This is a genomic window from Nocardia puris (assembly GCF_036051655.1).
In the GTDB taxonomy this organism is placed as follows: Bacteria; Actinomycetota; Actinomycetes; order Mycobacteriales; family Mycobacteriaceae; genus Nocardia; species Nocardia puris.
Map to the genome: position 1 here is coordinate 6,936,187 of NZ_CP107943.1, position 23,313 is coordinate 6,959,499.

Sequence of the window (23,313 nt, forward strand, 5' to 3'; positions counted from 1 at the left end):
TCAAAATCCTGTCAGTTGCCTGAGCTTGGTCGTGGTGTCCGTGCCGAAATCCGCATGGACCGGGCAGTAGTGCCGCGGGTCGTCGCGGTGCTCGGGCGCGGGCCAGAAGAGTTTCGGCGACTCCGGTGGCGCCAGCGTGGCCGGCCGTTTACCCGCCGCACGCCGCCGCGCCGCTCGGATTCGCGGGAAGAAATACCTGAGGGCATCCGGAGTCAGTGCGTCCATCACGGTGAAGATCCGGCATATCGCCCGGAACTGCCGCTCCTGCCGCGCCGTCCAGGTGAATCCCATAGTTCTACGGATGGCGGGATCACACAACCCGATCGTGAAGAAGTGATAGAACCGCGCTCCCGGAGGTCTGATCACCTTCTCCCACAAGGGTTTCGGAATCCAACGTACGATCGGGAAGATGGGCACGGGCGCCGTCTCGGCGAGGTGCCATACATCCCATGCAGCCGTGGTCGGTTCGAGGACGTTCTCGCACATGTCGTCCCAGTAACGCTGGAATTCCTCCCAGGTCTTGGGCACCACGCGCATGCTCATCCCGTACATCTCGTACCACTGATACTGCTCTCGCCACAGCTGTTCCTTCTGCGCATCGGTGAGTCCGCCCATCAGCAGATCTCCCGCGCGAAGCGTCTCCATGAAGAACACGGCGTGCGCCCAGTAGAAGGTGCCGGGCTCCAACGCGCTGTAACGCCGCCCCTGCGCGTCGGTTCCTTTGATGCTCCGGTGGTAGTCGACGATTTCGCGCGCCGTCTGCCGGGCCCTCGGCCCGTCGAAGATCACGCCGACGATCGGATAGGCCGAGCGAAAGACCCGCTGATAGAACTCGTCCTGGATACGGGAGTGGAACTCCACCCCCGCCCCGAGCCCTGGGTGCATGTTCTGCACCATGCCGAGAAACAGCCCGGTAGGGGCGAAGTAGAGGGACCCGAAGATCTTCCAAGTCAGCGAATCAGGGCCGAGAGGTACCGGCTCACTCGGCGGTTCAGCAACTGAGCCATGTGACAACATGACAGAAGTGTGACATGGTAACTCTTGCCACCGCAAGGGGCATCTTCCGCCAGTCAATCCTGGCGGACACGGGAGAGGTATGCGATCCATGCAACTATCTAGCAATTCATTGGCAATCTGCGAGGGATCCGGGGCCTGCCGTGGAGACGGATCGAACACCGGCGTTTCGCGGATCGCGGAGTTACCGTGAACGGCGATGCGGGCAAGGCCCTCGACCACACACCCGAGGACGAGCCGACCGCCGAGAACGGTTCGGATCCCACGGATTCCACGGTCAGCGCTCTGCGTCAAGGTCGGCCGTCGATCTCGGACCGCCCCCGCGCGGCCGTTTCGCTACAACTGTCGAGCATCGTCGCAGGCGCAGCGATCGCCATCCTGATCGGCGCGGTCGGCGTTCTGTCGGTCATCCTCTGGACAACACGCGGCGACGTCGCCGCGACTCGCGCCGGAATCGACAACGGTCGGCGCGCCGAACAAATCGCCACCGACTATGCCGTCGGCGCGTCCAACATCAACTTTCAAGAAGCCAACGTCTGGCTGGAGAAGCTCAAGGCCAACACCACCCCGCAATTGGCCAGCAAGTTCGACGCTACGACCCCCGCGCTACACGAGATCCTCGTGCCCCTGCGGTGGACCTCCACCGCGACACCGATCGCTGCCAAAGTCACGTCCGAGTCCGGTGGCATCTACACCGTCCACGTCTTCCTCGACGTCACCTCCACGAACGCTCGAACCCCCGACGGCGCCAGGACCACCGTCACCTACACCGTCGCCGTCGACACGAACTCCGACTGGAAGATCACCGATGTCAGCGGACTCGGCGGACCACTGCCCGCCAACTGACGGAAAACTCGGAGAACTCGAGGACCGTTCACCTGCGGTATCCTCGGTCGCCGCGGTGCAGACCGGCTTCGACACTTTGGCGATCTTGTCCCCGATCCTGGCGGCCGCGGTAGCGGAAACCGTTGCGCAGCAGGTGGATTATGCAGGTTTGGCTGATCGTTTCGACCGGCCTCCGACATGCCCTGAGGCCGTCGCGGACCAACATCGACACGTCACGATGCCACAGTTGCGCAACTCGGTGAACGCGTGCGGGCCGGCCGACCCCATCCGCTCGCCCGTACCGGCCTCCACCCCCTTCGGCTCCCAGACAGGAGAACTCGTGCCGGTCGACTCACCGAGCATGAGCACATACGCGCAGCAGAAATGCTGTCGTCAGGTGACTGAAGTAACGTGCCTCCACATGAGTGATCTGTTGGGTAAGAGTGCGCTGGTGAGTGGGGCGAGCCGGGGGATCGGGAAGGCGGTGGCGGCGGAGCTGCTGCGGCGCGGGGCGAATGTGGTGATCACCGCGCGCAAGCCGGAGCCGTTGGAGGAGGCGGCGGGCGAGCTGCGGGCGCTGGGGCATCAGGGCGAGGTCGTCACGGTGGCCGGGAATTCCGGGGACGCGGAGAGCCGGGCGGCGGCGGTCGGGCGGGCGGTGTCGGAGTTCGGATCGCTCGACATCCTGATCAATAACACCGGGATCAATCCGGTGTACGGGTCGCTGATGGACGCCGATCTGGACGCGGTGCGCAAGATCTTCGACGTGAACGTCGTCGCGGCGCTCGGGTACATCCAGGAGGCGTACAAGGCGTGGATGCGGGACAACGGCGGCGCGATCGTGAACGTGGCCAGCGTCGCCGGCATCCGCTCCACCGGCCTGATCGCCGCCTACGGCGCCTCGAAGGCCGCGCTCATCCGGCTCACCGACGAACTGGCCTGGCAGCTGGGCCCGAACATCCGGGTGAACGCGGTCGCGCCCGGCGTGGTGAAGACGAAGTTCGCGGGCGCGCTGTACGAGGCGGGCGAGGAGCAGGCGGCGTCGGTGTATCCGATGAAGCGGCTCGGCGCGCCGGAGGATGTGGCGAAATTGATCGGCTTCCTGGTCTCCGACGAGGCCGCGTGGATCACCGGCGAAACCGTGCGCGTCGACGGCGGGCTGCTCTCCACCGGCGGCATCTGATCTGTCCGACGGCGCGGCACCCGGCCGCGCCGCCGGTGCGGCTCAGCGGAACAGCAAGGCGCCCTTGATATCCGCGTGCCGGTAGCCCAGGTAGCGCTGGACGGTCTCGGACGGGAAGCCGGGGGCGCCGGTGGCCAGGGTCATCACGACGTACCGGTCCACGTTCTCGATCGACCAGGAGTTGGTCGCGGCGCCGGCGAGGTAGCTGCCGTCGCGGAGCCGCAGCTCCTCGGTGCGCAGGCGGGACACGGCTTCGGCGGCCTCGTCGTCACCGCGCATGGTGACGACGAACTGGGTGAGCATCACGTTCCCGTTCTCGGTGCGGAACGCGGCCTCGGTCGCGAACTCGCAGCCGAGTCCGGTGAGGGTGCCCGCCGTCTCGATCTCGGCGCAGTTTTCGTGGTCGACTCCGTCGACGTATTCGGCGTGCAGTTCCACGCCGCCGAACCGGAAGTCCCAGTCGTGGCCGAACTCGGACAGGGTGTAGTGCGCGGGTGCGTCGGGTTCGGTGGGCAGCGTGATGCCGGGGCGGTCCGCCGCCTGCCGGAGACGGTCGGGCACATACCACAGCAGCACACCCGATCCGATGATGAGCGCGAGCACCGCGACCACCGCCCGCACCAGGCACCCGTTCGGCGCCTTTCGTCGCGCTCGACGCTTGGGCGGCTGCTCCGAGCCGTAGCCCGACTCCAGTGGCGGAATCTCCCACGCCGACTGCGCCGGCCCCTGCGGCCGGACACCGTACTGCGGCGGCTGCCCCCACCCTTGCGGTTGACCCCAACCCTGCGGCTGTCCCTGACCGTGCGCCGGGGAACCGTTGCCGAACACCATCAGACCTCCCCATCGGGCAAACCAACCGCCACCCGGCCGATTCGCGCCCTCGCACCTTACCCGTCCAGATGCGCCGATCCGCCCCGGAGCTAGGCTCCCCGTCGAGCGATTCGAGGAGAGGCCATGGGTGCGGAGGTGGTGGTCTGCGGGCTCGGGCCTGCGGGGCGGGCGCTCGCGCATCGGTGTGTGGTGCGGGGGATGGCCGTCACCGCGATCGATCCGGCGCCGGAGCGGCCGTGGGTGGCGACGTATGGGGCGTGGGCTGATGAGCTGCCGGAGTGGTTGCCGGCCGGTGCTGTCGCGGCGAGCGTGACACGCCCGGCCGCGTGGGCCGAAACGCGGCATGCGCTCGATCGCGCGTACGCGGTGCTGGATTCCGAGGGGTTGCGCTCGGGGCTGGATATCTCGGGTGCGCGGGTGGTGGCCGAGCGGGTGGTTCGGGTGGAGCGCAACGCCGTCACGCTCGCGTCGGGTGCCGTCGTGACGGGTGAGCGCGTGATCGATGCGCGAGGACTTGCCCGCTCCCCCGCTCGCGCCGAGCAGACGGCTTACGGCATCGTTCTACGCGCCGCGGACGCGGAGGCATTGTTCATGGACTGGCGCGCCGACAACGGCGCGAATCCCCTTGCGCCCCGGTCGTTTCTCTATGCCATTCCACTCGGGGACGGCGAGTTCCTTTTCGAGGAAACCTGCTTGGCGGGCCGTCCCGCGCTCGGATCGGACGAACTGCGAAACCGATTGCTGCACAGATTGTCTTCTCGCGGAATAGAATTCGATGCGAATACGCGCGTCGAGCGCGTTCGATTTCCGGTGGAAGGCGGCAAACCCGGTCGGGGAAGATTCGGCGCGGCGGGTGGATTCACCCATCCGGCAACGGGTTACAGCGTCGCAGCCGCACTCTCGGCCGCTGACGCGGTCGCGGCGGGCCAGTCGGTCTGGCCGGCTTCCGCACGGGCCGTGCACGCCCTGCGCGCCGCGGGTCTGCGGGCCTTGCTTGCCCTACCACCCGCCGACGTGCCCCAGTTCTTCGAGGCGTTCTTCGAGCTCCCCGCCGAACGGCAACGCGCGTATCTGTCGGGTCGCAGCGACCTGACCGGCACCGTCGCCGCTATGGGCGGACTGTTCCGGAGACTGCCGCCCCGATTGCGCGCGCGAATCGCCGCGACGACCCTCGGGATTCACGTTGGCTCGCCAGCGACCGGCCCTTCGGCCATGATGGAGTGATGGCACGGGCGATATGGAAGGGCTCGATCGCGTTCGGGCTGGTCAATGTTCCGGTCAAGGTGTATACGGCCACCGAGGACCACGACATCAAATTCCATCAGGTGCACGCCAAAGACGGCGGACGGATCAAATACCAGCGGATCTGCTCGATCGACGGCAAACCCGTCGATTACGTGGATATCGCCAAAGCGTACGAATCCCCCGAGGGGGAGACGGTGATCCTGTCCGACGAGGATTTCGCCCGCCTGCCCGCCGCCGAGAAGCACGAGATCCCGGTACTCCAATTCGTGCCGTCCGAACAGATCGACCCGATGCTGTTCGACAAGAGCTACTACCTGGAGCCCGATTCCACCACGCCGAAGGCCTACGTGCTGCTGGCCACCACGCTGGAGCGCATCGACCGCACCGCGCTGGTGCATTTCACGTTGCGCCAGAAGACGCGGCTGGCGGCGCTGCGGGTGCGCGACGGCATGCTCGTGATCCAGACGCTGCTGTGGCCCGACGAGGTGCGCTCGGTCGAATTCGAGTCCCTGCGCGACGCGGCCGAACCGCGCCCGCAGGAGATCGCGATGGCCGAGACCCTGGTCGAGACCATGTCCGACGATTTCGATCCCTCGCTCTACACCGACGAGTACCAGATCGAGCTGAAGAAGATGCTGGACGCGGCCATCGAGGCGGGCGGCACCGTCACCGCCGAACCGGAGGAGAAGCCGGCGGAGATGGACGCCGAGGTGGTGGACCTGGTGGCCGCCCTGCAACGCAGCCTGGAGGCCAGCGGGCGGCGCGGCGCCGAAGCGGAGAAGAAGGCGCCCGCCAAGAAGACCGCCGCGAAGAAGGCTCCGGCGAAGAAAGCCGCGGCCAAGAAGACCACGGCGGCGAAGGCCCCGGCCAAGAAGACCGCTACACGCAAGGGGGCATAGCGCTAGGCGGGCCGCACCATCACGCGGTGACGCAACCGCACCCGGACACTCGAACAGCCTCCGCTCGCCCCGCACTCCCGCCGGCTCGCGCGCACCCTCGACCAGACCACTCCCACCACACCGACCGCGATCAACACGAACCCCAGCGGCTCCCACCACGACATGCTCAGCAGCGCGACACCACCGCCGGCGATACCGAGGTCCGCCAGCAGCGGAACGAGGCAGCAGCCGACGCAGATCGCCGCGCCCACGCCGATCGTCGCGAGCCACCGGCGGGGAGTACGGGATTCAGCACCCACAGCGTCCTCCGTCCCGCACGTCGTCGACGTCCATCGGGATCGGGCATTCGGGGCTCGCGCCGCAGACGAGCAGGTCGTCGCAACCGGCGGCCAGCGCGGCGCTCAGGGTGTCGCGGACCGCCCGCAGATCGGCGAGTTTCGCGTCGATCTCGGCCAGTTTGGCCGCGGCCCGCGCCTGCAATCCGGCATCCGAGCGGCGGCGCGCGCGGGTGACCTCGAGGAGTTCGGCGACTTCGTCGAGGGTGAACCCGAGCCGCTGCGCCGCCTTGATCACCCGCAGCAGCGTCACCGCGTCCTCGGGATACAGGCGGTGGCCGCCCAGCGAGCGGCGCGGCTCGGCCAGCAACCCGCGCCGCTCGTAGTACCGCAACGTCTGCGCGTTCACCCCGGCCGCCGCCGCGAGTTCGCCGGTACGCAGTCCGGTTTCCGGCCCGTTCACGCCCGCGCCTCCCCCGCGCGGCTCGCCAACCCGTCGAGCACGTCGACGCGCGTGGCGGGCACCTCCACGTCCATGCGCACCGTCCGCGCGCCCGAGGCCGCGAATCGGAACGTGAAGAACGAGCAGCAACCGGATTCGCGCGCCGCGAGATCGCGCGCCGTCGCCTCGGCGGCGCCGTCGAGTTCGAGGCGCAACAGCGTGGGCGCGACCCGGTCCACGCGGCGCACCGAGGTGGCGAACAGCGTGTCGAACTCGGCGAGCCGCACCGGGCGTTCGGGGGTGGGGAGCGTGCACGCGTCGACGTCGGTCCACACCGCGTCCGGGCGCTCTGATCGCGAGGCCATGACCTGTACCTTCCTGCCTGTCGAGGCCGGTGGTGGCCCCGTGATTCGATGCTGAGCCTGTACCCGGGTACCGGATGCAACCCCGGATTCGGCACCTCGCGCGCGAGCCTGCGCCCGGCCCCGCCACCAGCTGGCAAACTGTCGGCATGGATGCCGACGTAGCGATCGTCCCGATGGGTCTCGGCCACCTGCGCCAGGTCCTCGATCTCGGCCACCAGGTGTTCGACACCGGCACCAAGCCCTACACGTCGTGGTCGCTCACCAGCGTCGCCGAGCACTTGGACAGTCCGGACAACGCCTGCTGGGTGGCGCTGGATTCCGACCGCGTCGTCGGATTCGTGCTCGGCTCCATGGAATTCGAGTTGCGCGACGACTGGGGCTATCTGGAGTGGATCGCCGTCGCGCCCGATATGCAGGGCCACGGCATCGCGGGACGCCTGGTGGAAGCGTGCTCGGCGGCGCTGTTCGCGCGCGGCGCACGGCGCATCGTCACCGACGTGGAGAGCTCCAACACCGCCTCGGCGACCCTCATGACGCGGCGCGGTTTCCACCCGGCCGCCACCGTCACGCTGTTCGTGCGCCCCAACCCGAACGACCCCGACGCCGCCGACGACGCCGCCCTCCCACCCATCGCCCCCGGCACCAAACGCGACTTGATCCGCCGAGGCCGCCTCGCGGGCGACGGGCGCGGAACTCGCTGAGCTCCGAGTCTGCCGACAAGCCGACGCCGCCCACGACCACCGCGAACCGCCCCGCCGTCCGTGCTCCGACACGCGAACCCAACGCCGCACCGATCGGCCGTCCATCGACCAGCCTCGGCAGGGGACGCCCGACACCGCGGCGGCGCGTACCGGTACCTAGCTCGTCGACATCAACCCTGGTGATCCCACCGGCTCACGCGGCCGATTCACCGCCGCGCCGGAGCATCCACGCAGCACGCCGTCGCCGAATCGGGTCGGTCGCCCGGTTCGGCCTGCGGAGCCCGCTCACACCACCGCCCGCACCCCCATCGGCGCGGAACCCGTTCCCCCGTGGCCGGTTTCGTACGCCGCCCCGTGGCGCAACGTCGCCGCCGGGTCGGTCGGGTGCGACACGTAGAACCAGTCCATGCGGGCGAGGGCCGGGGTGACTTCCAGGACGGAGAAGCCGTGGGAGTCGAAGTCGAGGTAGCGCACGTGGGGGTTGGCGGCGCGGATCGCGGCTTCGGCGCCGAGGGTGACCGTGCGCGGGGGCAGACCGAGGAAGTCGTCGGCGTTCTGGGAGGTGACCGAGGTGGCGACGAACTCGACGGCGACCGGCGGGGTGGCCGGGTAGGCGGGGGTGTCGAGCGGCACGTCGTTGGCCCAGGACGAGTGGATGTCGCCGGTGAGAAACACGACACCGGTGATCCCGGCGAGGCGGGTGAGCAGCCGGTGCCGCTCGGCGCTGAACCCGTCCCATTGATCCAGGTTGATCCCGAGACCCTGGCCCGACGCCGGGAACGATTCGGAGCCGATGGTCGCCGCCACCGCCTCGGCGAGCCGGGGATCCAGCAGCGGCAGTTGCAGCGGCGCGCTCATCACCGAATTGCCGATCAGCTTCCAGATCGCCGGGCTCGACTCGATTCCCGCTGCCGCCCAGGCGAATTGCTCCGCGCCCATCATGGTGCGGTCCGGGTCGGCAGCGCGCGCGGAGCCCGCTCCGGCGGTCAGTTCCGCGCTGCGGTAGGTGCGCAGGTCCAGCATGGAGAGTTCGAGCAACGTCCCGTAGCGGAGCCTGCGGTAGATGCGATCACCGTTGGGCCGCACCGGCATCCACTCGAGGTAGGCCTGCTTCGCGGTCGCGCGGCGCGCATTCCAGTCACCCTCGGTGGCGGGATCGTGGTTGTCGGCGCCGAGGGAGTGCGCGTTATTGGTGAATTCGTGGTCGTCCCACGTGCAGATCCACGGATGCGCGGCGTGGGCGGCTTGCAGGTCCGGATCGGCTTTGTACTGGGCGTGGCGGGTGCGGTAGTCGGCGAGCGTGACCATTTCGTGCGCGGGTTCGTGCGCACGCACGATCGCGTGGTCGGCGCCGTATTCGTAGAGGTAGTCGCCCAATTCGATGACCACGTCGAGGTCGTCGCGCGCGGCGAGGTGCCGGTAGGCGGAGAAGTAGCCCGCCTGGTAATCGGAGCAGGAGACCACGGCCGCGCGAAATACCTCCGGCGTGGCGCCCGCGCTCGGCGCGGTCGCGGTGCGCCCGACCGGTGAGGTCACCCCGCCCACCGTGAATCGGTAGAAGTACCGGGTGCCGGGAGCGAGGCCGGACGCGTCGACCTTGACCGTGAAATCCCCTGCTGCCGTGGCGGTTACGGTGCCACTGGTGACGACGGCACCGAATCCTTCGTCGCGCGCGACCTCGTATCGCACCGCGATCGGAGCATCCACATCCGAGACCCGCGTCCACAGAATCACTCTGTCCGGCAACGGATCTCCCGAGGCGACACCGTGGGCGAACACCGGCGCCGTGGCACCGGCCTGTCCCGCGCCGAGCGCCACGGTGGCCGAGGCGGTGACCGCCGAGGTCGCCAGGAATCGCCGCCGGTTCACTCCAAGATCTGGACGCTTGTTCATATCGGCCACCCGATCACCCTCGCACAACCGTCCGGAAAACCTCCGGTAACCGGGAAGTGGATCGGAGCCGACCGCGTTGTGCCAGGTGAGGCCGTGCGCACTGTGACGGGAAACGAATTGGGCGAGCCAGGATTCTCACCTGCGTGCAGTGACTGGGACACCGCAGGGCACGGACAATTCGATCATGGGGACCCGTCCGGTTCCCCGTGCACCGGCGACCGGGACCGCCGCACTCCGGCGGCCACCAGTGCGGCGACGGCCATCGTGGGCCGCCGCCCGGAAGGGACATCATGACCGTCGAAGCCGACGTCGCGAGGTATGACGCACCCCAGGAACCGATCCCCTTCCCCGACGAGCGGCAGCCACTTCTGCCCGAGGCGGACCCCTTCTACCTCCCACCCGCGGGCTGGGAGGCGACCGCGCCGGGGACCATTCTGCACGTCCGCACCGCAACGCTCAGCGCGTTCGGCCTGGTCCGGCAGCCGATCACCTCGTGGCAGCTGCTGTATCGCACCACGGATCTGGACGGGAAGCCCGACACGGCGGTGACCACCGTGCTGGTGCCCGAGACCGCCGACGACGCGCCGCGCCGGGTCGTCGCGTTCCAATGCGCCATCGACGCGGTCTCCTCGCGCTGCTTCCCCTCGTACTCGCTGCGCCACGGCGCGCGGGCGCTCGGCTCGGTACCGCAGTTCGAGTTCCCGTTCCTGATCGCGGCCGCGCTCGAACGCGGCTGGATCGTCAGCGTCGCCGATCACGAGGGTATGCAGGGCGCGTTCGGCGCGCCGCGCGAGCCCGGATACCGGGTGCTCGACGGCGTGCGCGCCACCCTCGCCTTCGCACCGCTGGGTCTGCCGTTCGGCACGCGGATCGGCCTGTTCGGGTATTCCGGTGGCGGGATGGCGACATCCTGGGCGGCCGAGATGGCGGCCGCCTACGCGCCGGAGCTGAACATCGTCGGCGCCGTCGCGGGCGCGCCCGTGGGCGATCCGGCCTCGACGTTCCTGCGGCTGAACAAATCGCTGCACGCGGGGCTGCCCGGTCTGGTGGTCGCGGGCCTGCGGCGGGTCTCCCCCGCACTGCGCGCGGCGCTCGAGGACGTGGCGACCACCGACGCGCAACGCCGCCTGGATGACATCGCGGGCCGCACCACTGTCGTCGCCGTCGTGCGGAATATGCGCATGGACTGGGACGATCTGACCACCACACCGCTCGCCGACGTGCTGGCCCGCCCCGAGATCGTCGACCTGATGCAGAGTCTGCAGCTCGGGCGACGGACGCCGGCCATGCCGATGTTCGTCGTGCAGGGCGTGTACGACCAGATCATCTCGGTGGACGACGTGGACGGCCAGGTCGAGCGCTACCGGGCCAGGGGTGCCCACGTCACCTATCTGCGCGACCGCCTCAGCGAACACCTCAGCCTCGCGATCTTCGCCGCGCCCCTGATGTTCGCGTGGCTCGCCGACCGTTTCGAGGATCGTCCGCTGCCCGCCGGCGAGACCACCACCGTGCGCAGCGTGCTGGGAAGCCGGTCGACGCTGGCCGGGCTGGCCCACCTGATCGGGCTCACGCTCCGGATCCTGCTGGGCATGCGGGTCACGGGCGCACCGCGCACACCGCTGCGGGAGCGCTTCGCACGCAAGTAGGCGCGCCGGCCGACGGCACACTGTGCGGGCGGACACGTCGCGGGTCGAGCCCACCTGACCCGGAACCGGACTCCCGCCACCCTGTCCGTTTTGTCGGCTTCTCTCTACACTGGAGTCCATCGTCGAGACGGAAGGATCATGGACGACAGTCCGGGCCCGAGAGCGCCCCGCTACGCGACGGGTGCGGTGCGATGAGCGCCGACACGCTCCTCGACTTCGGTCTGGTGCTGCTGTTTGTCCTGCTCGGCGGGGTGTTCGCGGCGACCGAGATCGCGCTGGTGACGCTGCGGGAAAGTCAGATCCGGCGGCTGTCCCGGCGCGGTAGGCGCGGGGCCCGCACCGCCGCACTCGCCCGCGACCCCAACCGGTTCCTCTCCGCCGTGCAGATCGGCGTCACGGTCGCGGGCTTCTTCTCCGCCGCCTACGGGGCGTCCGCGCTGGCCCCGGATCTCGCGCCCACCCTGCGCGCGTGGGGGCTGCCCGGCGGCTCGGCCGACGCCGTCGCGGTGATCATGACGACGCTGCTGGTCTCGTACCTGTCCTTGGTGCTGGGCGAGCTCGTGCCCAAACGCCTTGCGCTGCAACGCGCCTCCGCGACGTCGCTGGTGACCGCCCCCGCGCTGGACCGGTTCGCCACCCTCATGCGCCCGGTGATCTGGCTGCTCTCGGTCTCCACCGACGCCCTGGTGCGCGTGCTGGGCGGCGATCCCTCGGTGAAGAACGAGGACATCACCCACGAGGAGCTGCGCGATCTGGTGCTGGGCCACAGCGCCGTCCCCGAGGACGAAAGGCTCATGCACTCGGAACTTTTCGACGCGGGCGACCGCAGGCTCACCCAGGTGATGCGTCCCCGCACCGAGGTCGATTTCCTGCACGCGCACACCCCGATCACCGCCGCGCGCGCCACCGCGCTGGCGACCGCCCACAGCCGCTACCCCGTGATCGGCGTGAACGCCGACGATCTACTCGGTTTCGTGCACCTGCGCGATCTGCTCGCCGCCGACGACGACGCCACCGTCGCCTCGGTGTGCCGCCCGATCGCCGCGATGCCGGGCGCCAAACCCGTGCTCGCCGCGCTCACCGCGCTGCGGCGCGAGAACGCCCAGATCGCCGCCGTCATCGACGAATACGGCGGCACCGCGGGCATCGTGACGGTCGAGGACATCGTGGAGGAGATCGTCGGCGAGATCGGTGACGAGTTCGAGCCCGCCGAGCCGATTCCACCGCCCGTGCCCGGCCCGGACGGCCCGCCGCCGCACCAGCAGGTCGACGGCCTGCTCCTGCTCGACGATTTCACCCACCTCACTGGTATCGCCCTCGCCGAGGGGCCGTACGAGACCGTCGCGGGCTACGTCCTGCACCACTTGCGCCGGCTCCCCCGCCTCGGCGACAGCATCACCGTCGACGGGAATCGGCTCACCGTCAGCGAATTCGACGGCAACCGCATCGCGCGCCTGCGCCTGACCCGCCGCCGCTGACTACATCGGGTACAGGCTGTGCTTGCGCGGATTGTGGTCGGTCACCACGTCTTTGTCGCGCAGCAGCCGCAGCGCCGATCGCAATTCCAAACGCGTGCGCGAGGGTTCGATCACCGCGTCGATGTAGCCGCGTTCGGCGGCGATCCACGGCGTCGCGACGGTGGCGTTGTATTGATCGATCATGTACTCGCGCACCGCGGCCCGCTGATCCTCCGGCACCTGCATGAGCTGGCGGCGGCCCACCAGGTCGACGGCGCTCTCCGCGCCGATCACCGCGATGCGCGCCGTGGGCCAGGCCAGGCTGATGTCCGCGCCGAGCTGCTTGCACGCCATGAAACCGTAGGAGCCGCCGTAGGATTTGCGCACCACCAGGTTCACGATCGGCACGGTCGCCTCGATGATCGCGCGGAACACCCGCCCGCCGCGCACGATCACGCCGTTGCGCTCCTCCTCCACGCCGGGCAGCACGCCGGGCGTGTCCACCACGAAGATCAGCGGCAGTCCGAAGGCGTTGCAGAGCCGGATGAAATGCGTTGCCTTGTCGGAACATTTCGCGTCCACCGCGCCGCCCAGCACCAGCGGCTGGTTGGCCACCACGCCCACGCTGCGCCCGTCCACGCGCGCGAAACCGGTGATGAGGTTGGCGGCCGTCTCGGCCCGGATCTCGTGGAAGTCGCCGTCGTCGAAGATGCGCAGCAGGATGTCGTGCATGTCGTAGCCGGCGCGGTCGGAGTCCGGGATGATCCGCTCGAGTTCCAGGTCGGTGGCGGTGATCTCGGGCTCCAGACCGGGATTCACGATCGGAGCCTGCTCCAGGCAGCTGGACGGCAAGTAGCTCAAGTACTTTCGCGCCCAGTCGAACGCGTCGCGCTCGGTGGCGGCCACGTGGTGGATCACGCCGTTGGCGGCCTGCACGCGCGCACCGCCCAGCTCGTCGGGGGTCACGTCCTCCCCCGTCACCGCCTTGATCACTTCCGGACCGGTGACGAACATGTACGAATTCTCCGTCGCCACAAGCACATCGGTGTTCACCGGCCCGTACACCGAACCGGCCGCGCACTTGCCGAGCATGATCGAGACCTGCGGCACGAAACCCGACAACCGCTCCTGGCGGCGGCTCATATGGGCGAACCACGCCAGTGAGGTGACCGCGTCCTGGATGCGGGCGCCGCCGGAATCGTTGATCGCGACCACCGGGCACGCCTTCTCGTAGGCGAACTTCAGGATGTGAGCGACCTTGCGCCCGAACATCTCTCCGACCGAGCCGCCGTAGACGGTCTGGTCGTGCGCGATCACCACCACCGGCCTGCCCTCGATGCGGCCGTGCCCGGTCACCACACCGTCGCCGTACTTGGCGTCGGGCTGGCCCGGTGTGCGGGCCAGCGCGCCGATCTCGATGAACGTTCCGGCGTCGAGCAGGGAGTTCACCCGTTCCCGTGCGCTGGGAATGCCTTTGGCTTCGCGCTTGGCGATGCCCGTCGCCCCCGACGGTTCGGCGGCCACCGCCAGCACCCCGCGCAAATGCTCGAGCTTCTCCCGCGTGCCGACCATGTAGCCGCCTTCCGACATCCGATACAGCCACGGCCGAGCGTAGGAAGCCGGAGGCGCGCGCACCGGAGCCGAGCGCGATCCTTGGGCAACTCACAACGCGCGATCGATCGCCCTTGGCCGCGATCCCAAGCTACTTCCGGAAGTGCTCCTCCAGTTCGGCCGGCGTCGCCTGGAGATCGGCGGGATCGTTGGTCTTGAAGATGCCCTGGTAGCCGGTCTCGGCCTGCACCGCGGCCTCGACCTCCGGGTCGTGGTAGAGCCGCGCGACGGCGAGCAGCGTGGGATCGTCCTTGTCCTCGGCGCGGGCGGCGAAGACGTTGATGTACTGCTTCAGCTCGGGACGCTGCGGATCGTCGGTGAAGATCACCTGTTCCTCGGTGAGCCCGGCCGGCCGGGCGAAGGTGTCGTCCACGAAGGCCGCGTCCAGGCTGTCGAGCGAGGGTGCGGTCAGGGTCGGGTCGATCGGGGTGAGGCGCACCTTGGAGGCGCCGGTGTCGACGTCCTCGATCTTGGAGTCCCAGCTCGCGCCGCCCTTCAGCACGATCAGCCCGGCCGCGGCGAGTCCCAGCAACGGGCGCACCTGGTTCGCGGGATTGTTGCTCAGGGTGATCTCGCCGCCCTGCGGAATATCGGCCACCGAGGCGTGCTTACGCGAGTACAGGGTGAGCGGGAAGATCTCGGTGGCCCCGATGGGGACCAGGTCGTCGTTATTGCGGACGTTGTAGTTGGCCAGGTAGCGCACGTGCTGGAACTTGTTGAGGTCCACCCGCCCCTGCGATAACGCCGGATTGGGCTGGTTGTAGTCGGTGAAGTTGACGTACTCGATGGTGATGCCCTGATCGGCGGCTTTGCGCTTCAGCACGTCCCAGTGCGGCAGCGCCAGATCGTTCACGCCGACCCGGACGACCCCCTCACGGTCGTCCGAACCACACGCGGCCGCGCTCAGCGTCAGCGCGACGATCACCGGGACGAGCAGCGCACGGCGCAGTATTCGCATTGTGGGCAACCTAGACGCCCGTCCAACTCGCCGGGAGACTTTCGCTCACCACAATCGGAACCATTGCCGGAGGGTTTGCCGCACCGCTTGGATTGCCGGGTTCGGACAGCGCGGCGCCGAACCGACCTCCGCCGCGCATTTCGCGATACACAAGTGGGAGCACGAGTGAGATTCCATCGGGCACTGGCGATCCCGGTCCTGGTAGCCACCGCGGCACTGACCCTGACGGCCTGCGGCGGCGATGACACGGCCTCCTCCGGCGATGTGGTGCGCATCGGCACCACCGACCGGAACGAAGTATGGGACGTCTTCGAGCGCAAGGCCGCCGAGCAGGGCATCACCCTGCAGGTCACCAACTACTCGGACTACCAGCAGCCCAACCGGGCGCTGGCGCAGAAGCAGATCGACGTCAACCTGTTCCAGCACCTGCAGTTCCTGGGGCAGCACAATGTGTCCACCAACGACACGCTCACCCCGATCGGCTCCACCTACATCGTGCCGCTGGGCCTGTACTCGCGCAAACACGGGTCGGTGGCCGATATCCCGCAGGGCGGCGAGATCGCCATCCCGAACGATCCCACCAACCAGGCGCGCGCCCTGTTCGTGCTCCAGGCCGCGGGCCTGGTGAAGATCGCGGGCGACACCCGCCAGCCCACGCCCGCCGATCTCGACGAGGGCGCGTCTAAGGTGCGGGTCACCCCGGTCGACGCCGCGCAGACCGCGCTGTCACTGCCCTCGGTGGACGGCTCGATCATCAACAACACCTTCCTGGAGCGCTCCGGCATCGACCCGCACTCCGCGCTGTTCAAGGACGATCCGGCCGATCCGGCCGCCGAGCCCTACATCAACGTGATCGTCACCAGGGCCGAGGACAAGGACAACCCGACCTATCGCAAGGTCGTGGAGATCTGGAAGGACCCCGAGGTCGCGGCCGCGTTCGCCGAGAGCACCAAGAACACCGCCGTCGACGTGCGGCGCGAGCCCGCCGAGCTCGAGCAGATCCTGGAGCGGGTGCAGCAGACCATCCGCGACGGCAAGTGAGTTCGGGCGGCGATTCCGTCGCGGCCGTCGAATTCCACGGGGTCACCAAGGTTTTCGGCAAGGGCGCGGACCGGCACGTCGCGCTCGACGGCCTCGACCTGCGCATCGAGCGGGGCGAGATCTTCGGCGTCATCGGGTATTCCGGCGCGGGCAAGAGCACGCTGGTGCGCCTGATCAACGCGCTGGAGAAGCCGACGAGCGGCACCGTCACGATCTCCGGCACACCCATCACGGGTGTGCCGGAGGCGCGGGTGCGACAGCTGCGGCGCGATATCGGCATGGTGTTCCAGCAGTTCAACCTGTTCCGGTCGCGCACCGCGGCGGGAAATATCGAGTATCCGCTGAAGGTGGCGGGCTGGAAGCGCGCCGAGCGCAAGGCGCGGGTCGCCGAACTGCTCGACTTCGTGGGCCTGTCGGAGAAGGCGCGCAACTACCCCGACCAGCTCTCCGGCGGTCAGAAGCAACGGGTGGGCATCGCGCGGGCGCTGGCCACCTCGCCCTCGCTGCTGCTGGCCGACGAGTCCACCTCCGCGCTGGACCCGGAGACCACCGGTGAGGTGCTGCGGCTGCTGAAGAAGATCAACCGCGAGCTGGGCGTCACCATCGTGGTGATCACCCACGAGATGGACGTCATCCGGGCGGTCGCCGACCGGGTCGCGGTGCTGGCCGAGGGCCGGATCGTCGAATTGGCCGACACTTTCGAGGTTTTCGCGGCACCGCAGGCCGTGCCGACCCGCTCGTTCGTGGAGACAGTGCTGCACAACCGGCCCGACACCGGCGAGCTCGACCGGCTGCGCGCTTTGCACGGCGGCACGCTCGTCACCGTCGATGTGGACGACAACCACGGCGTCGGCGGCGCGCTCACCGCCGCCGCGCACGCGGGCGTGCGGTTCGAAGTGGTGTACGGCGGGGTGAGCACGTTGCAGGACAAGACCTTCGGCAGCATCACCCTGGCCCTGCACGGCCCGGACGACGCGGTGGCGAAGGTGGCCGACGAACTCGCGCGCCGCGCGCCGGAAAGGTAGTGCCGTGCAGACGGATTGGGACAGACTGCAACCGGTGCTGATCGAGGCGATCGGCACCACCCTCTATCTGGTGACGCTCACCTTCCTGGTGGGCGGGCTCATCGGCTTGTTCCTCGGCACCGCGCTCTACACCACGCGCAAGGGCGGTCTGCTGGCCAACGCGCCCGTGTACTTCCTGCTCAACGTGCTGGTCAATATCGTGCGGCCGATCCCGTTCATCATCCTGCTCGCCGCGCTGGGCCCGGTGACGCTGGAGGTGGTGGGCACCACGATCGGCACCGAGGCGGCGGCGTTCGTGATGATCGTGGCGGCGTCGTTCGGCATCGCCCGGATCGTGGAGCAGAACCTGGTGACCGTCGATCCCGGCGTCATCGAGGCGGCGCGCGCCGTCGGCGCCGGACCACTGCGAATCATCTTCACCCTGTTGATCCCCGAGGCCCTCGGCCCGCTCATCCTCGGCTACACGTTCGTGGTGATCGCGATCGTCGACATGTCGGCCATGGCGGGCACCGTCGGCGGCGGCGGACTCGGCGACTTCGCCCTGGTGTACGGGTACCAGCGGTTCGACTGGCAGGTCACGCTGGTGGCGACGCTGATCATCATCGCGGGGGTGCAGGGGATTCAGTTCTTCGGGAACTGGTTGGCGCGCAAGGTATTGCGGAGGTAGATCGTGGGAGGTCCGCGGGACAGAGAGTAGCCCGCGGACCTCAGCGCTCGCCGATCCCCAGCAACGTGTCGAGATGCGTTCGCGACCACGCGCACAGGCCATACACCGTCGCCAGCAACTCCGACCCGGCCGGGGTCAGCGCGTAGTCCACGCGCGGGTTGGCGGTGGCGTGGTCGTGGCGGGCGACGAGTCCGTCGGATTCCAGGGCGCGCAGGGTTTGGGTGAGCATCTTGTGGCTGATGCCGTCGAGGGCGCGGTGGAGTTCGGCGAAGCGGCGCGGGCCGTCGGCGAGTGCCTCGAGCGCCGTCAGCGCCCACTTCGTCGACAGGGTGGCGAAGATTCGCCGGGCCAGGGCGTCGGCGAGGTCGCGGTCGGTCGGGTGGGCGGACACGGGTACCTCTTACTTGAATGTGCGTACTTACCTATCGTAAGCACCCGCCGTAGCGTGCGGGAGGTGCAGATCCTCAAGACCTACGCCCGCCTGTTCGTCACCGCCCTCGATACCGCGCTGCCCGTCTACGAACGGCTCGTCGGCAGGCCCGCCGACCTGCGATTCCCGTTCGCCGACGCCGAACTCGCCGCCGTGGGCGACCTACTGCTGATCGCGGGGCCACCCGCCGCCGTCGACGCCTACCGCACCACGGTCGGCCCGCTCGTGGTGGACGACCTCGGCGCGGCCGCGGCGTTCGTCGCCGAAGTCGGCGGCGCCGTCACCGGCGGGCCGTTCGAATCGGCCAGCGGGCGATTCCTGTACGCGCGGCACCCGGACGGCGCGGAGATCGAGTATGTCGAATGGTCGCCCGACATCCGGTCCGCCGTCCTGGACCGGGATGGCCGAACCCGCACTGTCGACAGCAGAGGTCCCCTCAGCTGAACTCAGGCACGTCAGTTTGGGTCGTTGTCGCAGGCGCCGCCCGGCGGGTACGTCCGCGAGCGCGGCGGGCACCAGCACCAGCTGCTCGGCACAGCCTTCGACAAGGCGGTCGCAATCGGCGGCGCGAGCGGCCAGGGCACGAGCGCTTCCACGGACAGATGCCGCCGATCGGGGGCGAACCCAGCTGGTGGGTAACAAGATTCGACGTCGGCGAAGTCCGGTGCGGTTCGCGCCGCACCGGACCTCCGTCCCTACTGCGACGGGTGCCGGTTGGCGTCGAACAGCTGCCACATCCGGTTGCGCACGTCCGCGCCCCGCGCGCCCGTGGGCCAGTCGTGGGCGAGCCACGGACTATCGGGTCCGTCGTACAGGCGGTAGACGACCTCGGTGCCGGCCGCGCACGGGAATCGTTGCCCCCGCAGCACTCCCGGCCCCGATTCGCTCTGCTCGGCGCCGCAGTTGTTCTTCTCGCGCCAGTGGTCGCGGTGCTGCTCGGCGACCACCTGCATGATGAAGGGATCGTTGTCGTTGAGCATCACGCCGAACGCGACGGGGCGGGTGGTGGGGCAGTCCGCGAGATCCCACGCGCCCTTCGGCCCCGCCCACACAGCGGCCGAGGCGATGAGATCGTCCGCCTCGCACACGATTCGGGTGGTCATCTGCCCGCCGTTGGAGTGCCCCGCGACATGCACCCGGTCCCGCGCCACACAGTAGGTGCCGGAGATCTCGGTGATCACATCGCGCAGAAACGGCACGTCGGGGCCGGTGTTGCGCGCGAACTCCCACGCCCAGAGGTCTTCGTGCTCGAGCCCCTCCTTCTTGCTCCCGCGCGGATACGCGACGATCACCTTGTTCGTCTTCGCGAACTCGGTCCACCCCATCTGGGTTTCGATGGTGTTCGGATTGCTCCGCCCACCATGCAGAGCGACGATCAGCGGGGCCGACCCGGAAATGCCTTCCGGCACGAACAGGTTGTACGGCCTGTCGTCGATGTCCCGCCGCTCGGTCCCATTCGTCGGCGTGGTCGAACACGCCGCCGCGGGCTGCGCGCCCACCTGCGCGGGGATCACCACCCCGGCGAACGCGACCGCGGTCAGCACCCCGACCGCCGCCACCACGAGGTTCCTGATTCCTGTCTTCACTGAATCCACCTGCCTATCGGCTGTTTCGCGTGTGCGCTGGCGAAACACCGCGATTGGCAAGGCGATCTCCCGTCTCGCCACCCCGCAGACACCGAATCACGCTCCCGCCGAACACCTGCCGGGCCGTTCAGCACCCGGCAGCGTGCCCAGCATCCGGCCCGCCCGCCGCCTCCGCAACGCCCGAATTCCACGGGCAGCGCGGGGCGCGCCGGTCATGACATAGTTGCTCGGTTCGGCTGTTCCGGCTCGCTCAGCGAGTCAGCAGATCGGTGACCCAGGTGAGGACGCGCGGATCCTGCGGCAGCGTGCCGTGCGCGAAACCACCGTCGGGCCACCGGTTTTCGGCGAGGAGATTGACCACACCCGGTTCCTCGATGAACGAGACCATGCCCCCCGGGCTGGACACTTGGTCGTGCGCGCTCGCCAGGATCGTGTACCGCACACCGGGCGCCGCGATCGGCGGCGCCGTGAGTTCGGTGATGAACCGCGAACCGCGCACCATATCGGCGCACGCCGGGCACACATTGGCGCGCAGCACGTACTCGGCGGCGGGGCGCAGACCAGCCTCGTCCACGGCGGTGACCAATCCGCCCAGCGTCGTACCGTGCGTCGGCGGCGCCAGCAGCACGGCGGTGCCCACCTTCTCGGCGCCCAGCTCACGGGACACGACGAGCGACAGCAGCCCGCCTTCGGAGTGCCCCACCAGATCCACCCGCGCGGCCCCGGTCCGCTCCCGGACCTGCTCGGCGAACGCCGCGATCTCCGCCGCCGATTGCGCCAGCGGCGCGAACCCGTTGACCTGCCCGAATGTCCGCGGGTCCTTGCCGTACTCCAGCGCGAACACGCATCTGCCGCGCTCGGCCAGGCGCGGCGCGAGGTCCCGCCACGCCCCCACCCCGTCGGCGATCCCGTGCACCAGCACCACCGGCCGCGGCTGCTCCGCCGACGGGCGGCAGTGCCAGTCGTTCAGCGCGGCCGGCTCGGCCACCGCGGACACGGGCACCCCGAGCACCATCAGAGGAAACACCAGGGCGAGAAGACGAGCGGCCCGCACGACACCACCTTCACCGACGAGATCGTTGCGAACACCTTGACATATCCCGCCCACCCACGGCAGTCATATCTGGACATTCGCCCAGATCGCGCGAGGGCCTACACGGCCTGGATGTACCAGTCGAGGCGGCCCTCACCGGGTTCGTCGGTGCCGCGCAGGTAGCGGAAGCGGGCGCGGCGGGCGACGGCCACGGAGGCGGCGTTGGAGGGGTCGATGCGCAGGACGGCCTCGTCGGCCATGCCCGCGGCGGCGAGGAAGCGGCAGCCGAGGATGACGGCGCGGGTGGCCAGGCCGCGGCCGCGCCACTGCGGGTAGATGCCGTAGGCCAGATTCGCCTGGCCCTTGGCGAGAAAGGGTTGCTCGACCTCGACGTCGAGGGTGCCGACGAGGGCGCCGCCCTCCTGTTCGAGGATGGCGAAGGTGCGGGTGGCGCCGTCGGATTCCCAGTCGGCCACGCGCTCCTCGAAGTAGGCCCGCACCCCCTCGGGTGTGCCCGGGCCGTCGTTGAGCCAGCGCACCAGCTCGGCGTCCTCACCGGCTAGATGAGCCGGGGCGTCGTCGACCGCGATGGGGCGCAGCGTGATCACACCGTCTGATAGCAACACAGCACCATGATCCTCAACAAGATCACGATTCGGCAACCCGCCCTCCGCCGTCCGTTCCCGCACGGGGAGGGCGGTCGCGGTTACCGCAGGTCAGCCCACGTTCGAGGTGCAGGCCGAGAGCACGGTGTGCGCCGGGCGCGGCGAGGCGCTGCCCAGGTCAGGGAACGGCGGCGCGCTCCAGCCGAGCACGTCGATGGCCCGGCGCTCGGCGTCGGGCTTGGTGCGGTCCCACGCCCAGCCGAGGCGGCCGTCGGCGCCCTGGGCCACCGCGCCGCACGCGTTGCGGAACTCGACGACCACCTGGCAGTCCCGCGCGCCGCATTCGGCGATGGCGTTGGCGTTCGCCGCGCCCTGCGAGGCGTAGTTCACGGCGTAGGAGACGGCGCCGGTGTCGCGCGACACCGCCATCGCCCCGTGCAGGTTGCCGCTGGCGGCCTCGATCGGCTCCGCCTGGGCCGCCGCGAGCGACCCGGTCGCGGCGAGCACGGCCCCCGCGGCCATCGCGCACGCGATCCTCTTGCGCGACAAAGACATAGACTTTCCTCCCCGTTCAGAAAACGATTCCCCTCAGATCATTGTGGACGGGGAGGAGATGTCCAAATCGTTTATCGCGCGTTCTGCGTGCAGGCGGAAATCGCCACGTCGGCGGGCCGCGGCGCGGCGCTGCCGAGGTCGGGGAACGGGGGCGCGCTCTGCCCCAGCGACTCCACCGCCAACCGTTCGGCCTCGGCGAGCGATCCGGCCGCCGCCCACCCGTACCGGCCGTCGGCGCCGCGCGCGATGGCGCCGCAGCCGTCCACCACCTGGAGCACGAGATCGCAGTCGTAGACGCCGCATTCGCGGATCGCGGCGGCGTCGGCCTTCACCTTGCTGGCGTGGTCCATGGCCGCGACGACTTTTCCGGTGCTCGGCGACAGCGCCAGCGTTCCGTAGTACTGCCCGGCGGCTCCCGCTGGTCCGGCCCCGACCCCGATCACCGCGGTGGCCGACAACACCGCCACCGCCGACTTACCCATCACGGACACAACGACTCTCCCGTCCGACGAACCTTGAACGCCGCGATCTTCCCCGACCGCGCCCGGAATGTCCATATCCCGAGGGGTTTTCGCGCGGGCGCTCAGAAGTCGAGGCAGGGCATCGGATGGACCGGGAAGTACAGGTGCGGGTAGAGGCCCTGGTTGTCCAGGGGGTTCGGATCGGGCGTGTCGGCGGTGACCGAGGCGGCGACCGGTTCCACCGGACGGATCCCCGCGAGGTCGAACAGCGCCGTCCGCCCCGGCTCGACGACCTCGGCGCGCTACTCCCCCGCCACCCCGAAGGCGACCCAGTACCGGGCCACGACGCCGCGCGCGGGACCAGGCCCCGCGTTGTGCACGGCGATCTGCAACTGCTGCGGATACCCGCACCGCACCCACACCCGCAGGTCGGCCGGTGCCTGCGCGGCCGGACTCCCCAGCACCAGCGCCACGGCCGCACCGAGCGCACCCAGCGTCGCGGTTGTCCTCATCTACTCGAGGTAGGGCGGCGGCAAGGCCCTTACCAGCCCCTCTTTCGGTGGGC

The 23,313-nt window shown here is 69.3% G+C and carries 26 protein-coding genes; 11 read left to right on the top strand and 15 right to left on the bottom strand.

The window, feature by feature from the left end; all coding sequences use genetic code 11:
- The gene (locus tag OHB21_RS32155; RefSeq protein ID WP_067509417.1) at positions 1–1,017 is read right to left on the bottom strand and encodes an oxygenase MpaB family protein; all 1,017 of its coding nucleotides are present in this window, start codon (positions 1,015–1,017) and stop codon (positions 1–3) included.
- Between the two features lie 186 nt (positions 1,018–1,203).
- On the opposite strand from OHB21_RS32155, the gene OHB21_RS32160 reads away from it, so the two are divergent.
- Entirely contained in the window at positions 1,204–1,860 is a 657-nt protein-coding gene (locus OHB21_RS32160) for a hypothetical protein (protein ID WP_324191872.1), read from the top strand.
- Positions 1,861–2,260: 400 nt separating this feature from the next.
- Positions 2,261–3,022: an SDR family oxidoreductase gene (locus tag OHB21_RS32165; protein WP_067509419.1), complete on the top strand. Its 762-nt coding sequence runs from the start codon at positions 2,261–2,263 to the stop codon at positions 3,020–3,022.
- Positions 3,023–3,064: 42 nt separating this feature from the next.
- On the opposite strand, the gene OHB21_RS32170 is transcribed toward OHB21_RS32165, so the two are convergent.
- Positions 3,065–3,853 (bottom strand): hypothetical protein, encoded by a 789-nt coding sequence (locus tag OHB21_RS32170; protein WP_147265713.1) that lies wholly within the window; start codon positions 3,851–3,853, stop codon positions 3,065–3,067.
- 123 nt (positions 3,854–3,976) lie between these two features.
- On the opposite strand from OHB21_RS32170, the gene OHB21_RS32175 reads away from it, so the two are divergent.
- Both OHB21_RS32175 and ku read left to right on the top strand, forming a co-directional pair.
- Positions 3,977–5,077 (top strand): lycopene cyclase family protein, encoded by a 1,101-nt coding sequence (locus OHB21_RS32175; protein ID WP_195124452.1) that lies wholly within the window; start codon positions 3,977–3,979, stop codon positions 5,075–5,077.
- Positions 5,077–5,997 carry a non-homologous end joining protein Ku gene (gene ku, locus OHB21_RS32180; protein ID WP_067509424.1) on the top strand — a complete coding sequence of 307 codons (921 nt, stop codon included), beginning with the start codon at positions 5,077–5,079 and terminating at the stop codon, positions 5,995–5,997. Before OHB21_RS32175 ends, ku begins: the two co-directional genes overlap by 1 nt.
- Before the next feature lie 2 nt (positions 5,998–5,999).
- Here ku and OHB21_RS32185 read toward each other — a convergent pair whose 3' ends face one another.
- The 3 genes from OHB21_RS32185 to OHB21_RS32195 are packed head-to-tail and all read right to left on the bottom strand — an operon-like array spanning position 6,000 to position 7,079.
- Entirely contained in the window at positions 6,000–6,296 is a 297-nt protein-coding gene (locus OHB21_RS32185; RefSeq protein ID WP_195124453.1) for a hypothetical protein, read from the bottom strand.
- A complete protein-coding gene (locus tag OHB21_RS32190) occupies positions 6,286–6,735 on the bottom strand; it encodes a MerR family transcriptional regulator (protein ID WP_067509427.1) in 450 nt (149 codons plus the stop codon). The genes OHB21_RS32185 and OHB21_RS32190 overlap by 11 nt, the downstream gene beginning before the upstream one ends.
- Positions 6,732–7,079 carry a hypothetical protein gene (locus OHB21_RS32195; RefSeq protein ID WP_067509429.1) on the bottom strand — a complete coding sequence of 116 codons (348 nt, stop codon included), beginning with the start codon at positions 7,077–7,079 and terminating at the stop codon, positions 6,732–6,734. Before OHB21_RS32195 ends, OHB21_RS32190 begins: the two co-directional genes overlap by 4 nt.
- A 146-nt stretch (positions 7,080–7,225) precedes the next feature.
- On the opposite strand from OHB21_RS32195, the gene OHB21_RS32200 reads away from it, so the two are divergent.
- Entirely contained in the window at positions 7,226–7,780 is a 555-nt protein-coding gene (locus tag OHB21_RS32200; RefSeq protein WP_067509431.1) for a GNAT family N-acetyltransferase, read from the top strand.
- Between the two features lie 285 nt (positions 7,781–8,065).
- Here OHB21_RS32200 and OHB21_RS32205 read toward each other — a convergent pair whose 3' ends face one another.
- Positions 8,066–9,673 (bottom strand): alkaline phosphatase D family protein, encoded by a 1,608-nt coding sequence (locus tag OHB21_RS32205; RefSeq protein ID WP_195124454.1) that lies wholly within the window; start codon positions 9,671–9,673, stop codon positions 8,066–8,068.
- Between the two features lie 290 nt (positions 9,674–9,963).
- Between OHB21_RS32205 and OHB21_RS32210 the strand changes: the two genes are divergently transcribed.
- Entirely contained in the window at positions 9,964–11,319 is a 1,356-nt protein-coding gene (locus OHB21_RS32210; RefSeq protein ID WP_195124455.1) for a lipase family protein, read from the top strand.
- Between the two features lie 191 nt (positions 11,320–11,510).
- A complete protein-coding gene (locus tag OHB21_RS32215) occupies positions 11,511–12,797 on the top strand; it encodes a hemolysin family protein (protein WP_195124456.1) in 1,287 nt (428 codons plus the stop codon).
- On the opposite strand, the gene OHB21_RS32220 is transcribed toward OHB21_RS32215, so the two are convergent.
- Together OHB21_RS32220 and OHB21_RS32225 are read right to left on the bottom strand one after the other, a co-directional pair.
- Positions 12,798–14,348, bottom strand: a complete 1,551-nt coding sequence (locus OHB21_RS32220; RefSeq protein WP_067509556.1) for an acyl-CoA carboxylase subunit beta — start codon at positions 14,346–14,348, stop codon at positions 12,798–12,800. It lies immediately after the preceding gene.
- Between the two features lie 130 nt (positions 14,349–14,478).
- Positions 14,479–15,345 (bottom strand): MetQ/NlpA family ABC transporter substrate-binding protein, encoded by an 867-nt coding sequence (locus OHB21_RS32225; protein ID WP_195124457.1) that lies wholly within the window; start codon positions 15,343–15,345, stop codon positions 14,479–14,481.
- A gap of 165 nt (positions 15,346–15,510) precedes the next feature.
- On the opposite strand from OHB21_RS32225, the gene OHB21_RS32230 reads away from it, so the two are divergent.
- The 3 genes from OHB21_RS32230 to OHB21_RS32240 are packed head-to-tail and all read left to right on the top strand — an operon-like array spanning position 15,511 to position 18,078.
- Positions 15,511–16,386 (top strand): MetQ/NlpA family ABC transporter substrate-binding protein, encoded by an 876-nt coding sequence (locus tag OHB21_RS32230; protein ID WP_195124458.1) that lies wholly within the window; start codon positions 15,511–15,513, stop codon positions 16,384–16,386.
- Positions 16,383–17,411 (top strand): methionine ABC transporter ATP-binding protein, encoded by a 1,029-nt coding sequence (locus OHB21_RS32235; protein ID WP_195124459.1) that lies wholly within the window; start codon positions 16,383–16,385, stop codon positions 17,409–17,411. The genes OHB21_RS32230 and OHB21_RS32235 overlap by 4 nt, the downstream gene beginning before the upstream one ends.
- A gap of 4 nt (positions 17,412–17,415) precedes the next feature.
- A complete protein-coding gene (locus tag OHB21_RS32240) occupies positions 17,416–18,078 on the top strand; it encodes a methionine ABC transporter permease (RefSeq protein WP_195124460.1) in 663 nt (220 codons plus the stop codon).
- A 40-nt stretch (positions 18,079–18,118) separates the two neighbouring features.
- On the opposite strand, the gene OHB21_RS32245 is transcribed toward OHB21_RS32240, so the two are convergent.
- Positions 18,119–18,469, bottom strand: a complete 351-nt coding sequence (locus OHB21_RS32245) for a winged helix-turn-helix transcriptional regulator (RefSeq protein ID WP_067509441.1) — start codon at positions 18,467–18,469, stop codon at positions 18,119–18,121.
- Between the two features lie 63 nt (positions 18,470–18,532).
- Here OHB21_RS32245 and OHB21_RS32250 point away from each other — a divergent pair, with 63 nt between their 5' ends.
- The gene (locus OHB21_RS32250) at positions 18,533–18,952 is read left to right on the top strand and encodes a VOC family protein (RefSeq protein ID WP_195124461.1); all 420 of its coding nucleotides are present in this window, start codon (positions 18,533–18,535) and stop codon (positions 18,950–18,952) included.
- A 251-nt stretch (positions 18,953–19,203) separates the two neighbouring features.
- Here the strand turns inward: OHB21_RS32250 and OHB21_RS32255 are convergent, their stop codons facing one another.
- From OHB21_RS32255 to OHB21_RS32280, 6 genes are all read right to left on the bottom strand, one after another.
- Positions 19,204–20,094: an alpha/beta hydrolase family esterase gene (locus OHB21_RS32255; RefSeq protein WP_195124462.1), complete on the bottom strand. Its 891-nt coding sequence runs from the start codon at positions 20,092–20,094 to the stop codon at positions 19,204–19,206.
- Positions 20,095–20,344: 250 nt separating this feature from the next.
- On the bottom strand, positions 20,345–21,148 hold the full coding sequence (locus tag OHB21_RS32260) for an esterase/lipase family protein (protein ID WP_147265715.1): 804 nt from the start codon (positions 21,146–21,148) through the stop codon (positions 20,345–20,347).
- A 98-nt stretch (positions 21,149–21,246) separates the two neighbouring features.
- Entirely contained in the window at positions 21,247–21,753 is a 507-nt protein-coding gene (locus OHB21_RS32265) for a GNAT family N-acetyltransferase (RefSeq protein ID WP_067509450.1), read from the bottom strand.
- 90 nt (positions 21,754–21,843) lie between these two features.
- Positions 21,844–22,287 carry a DUF4189 domain-containing protein gene (locus OHB21_RS32270; RefSeq protein ID WP_067509456.1) on the bottom strand — a complete coding sequence of 148 codons (444 nt, stop codon included), beginning with the start codon at positions 22,285–22,287 and terminating at the stop codon, positions 21,844–21,846.
- A gap of 71 nt (positions 22,288–22,358) precedes the next feature.
- Positions 22,359–22,769: a DUF4189 domain-containing protein gene (locus OHB21_RS32275; RefSeq protein ID WP_228788896.1), complete on the bottom strand. Its 411-nt coding sequence runs from the start codon at positions 22,767–22,769 to the stop codon at positions 22,359–22,361.
- 281 nt (positions 22,770–23,050) lie between these two features.
- Complete coding sequence (locus OHB21_RS32280; RefSeq protein ID WP_067509461.1) at positions 23,051–23,260, bottom strand: hypothetical protein; 210 nt, start codon at positions 23,258–23,260, stop codon at positions 23,051–23,053.
- Positions 23,261–23,313: the final 53 nt, after the last annotated feature.